Source organism: Streptococcus sp. GMD6S (assembly GCF_000297015.1).
Window position 1 is genome coordinate 1 of record NZ_AJRH01000389.1, and the last position, 1,338, is coordinate 1,338.

General features: G+C 43.2%; 1 protein-coding gene. It reads left to right on the plus strand.

Translation table 11 applies throughout. The features are described from left to right. Nucleotides 1–128: 128 nt before the first annotated feature. A partial coding sequence (locus GMD6S_RS11975) for a DEAD/DEAH box helicase family protein (RefSeq protein ID WP_044141317.1) occupies nt 129–1,338 on the plus strand: 1,210 nt, incomplete at its 3' end.

Consider the following 1,338-nt stretch of genomic DNA (forward strand, 5'->3'; position numbering starts at 1 on the left):
GCTTATCCTGTGACATGTAAACTCCTCATAGATAGTATGATTCTACTATACCATATTTTGTGAAAGAAGGGGGAATTTAATGATAAACATGTTATAATAAAGAAAGTAGAACATCGTTAAAGGAGAGAATGATGCAAGTAAAACCAGAACTGGAGATAGAAAAACAACTAATCAACCAACTGGTAACTGGTGAAAGCCAATGGACTTATAGAGAAGACCTCAAAACAGAAGAACAACTATGGGACAACTTCTTTGAGAAACTAGCCCAAAACAATGTTGCTCTACTAGCAGACCATCCATTGACAGAGCAGGAAAAACGTCAGATTCAGAACCAACTGAACTTTGTCAGCTACTATGATGCTGCTAAGTGGTTGGTAGGTGAAAATGGCATTGCTAAAGTCGAAGTTCAAAGAGAAGATGCCAGCCTAGGAACCATTCGTTTATCAGTTATCTGGCGAGATAATATCGCAGCAGGAAAGTCTAGCTATGAAGTTGTCAATCAAGTCCAGAGAGAAAAAGTAAATCCTCTGGACCAAGACCGTAGACTGGATGTTACTCTTCTCATCAACGGTTTACCCATGATTCAAATCGAGCTCAAGAGTTCCCAAGCAGCATTTATCGATGCCTTTCATCAGATTAAAAAATATGACCGTGAAGGGAAATTCCGTGGTATCTACTCTAGCTTGCAGATGTTTGTTGTGACCAATAAAGTAGATACTCGCTATATCGCTGCAGCTAGGGAAAATAAACTCAACAAGCAATTTCTAACTAAGTGGGTGGATAAGGACAATCATCCTGTGACAAACCTGACTAGCTTTGCCCACGAAGTCCTTTCTATCCCTCGTGCGCACCAGATGGTCATGCAGTATTCTGTCATTGATGATAGCAAGAAATCTCTCATCCTCTTGCGTCCCTACCAGATCCATGCTATCGAAGCGGTGCAGGAAGCTTCGCGCCGTCAGGAGTCAGGCTATGTTTGGCATACAACAGGTTCAGGGAAGACCCTGACTTCTTATAAGGTGGCTCGGAATCTCCTCCAGATTCCATCCATCCAAAAGACGATTTTTGTCGTTGACCGCAGGGACTTGGACCAACAGACCACATCATCCTTCCTCTCCTATGCAACCAATGATGTCATTGATATCGATGAGACGGATAATACTCATGATTTGGTCAAGCGCTTAGGAAGTAATGATAAGCGGGTCGTGGTGACCACTATCCAGAAAATCACCACCATGATGCGCAAATTTGACCAAGGTCTTTACCAAAGAGATGCGGACAAAATCAAGGGACTCCGCGTGGCCTTTGTCGTGGATGAATGCCACCGTGCCGTGACGC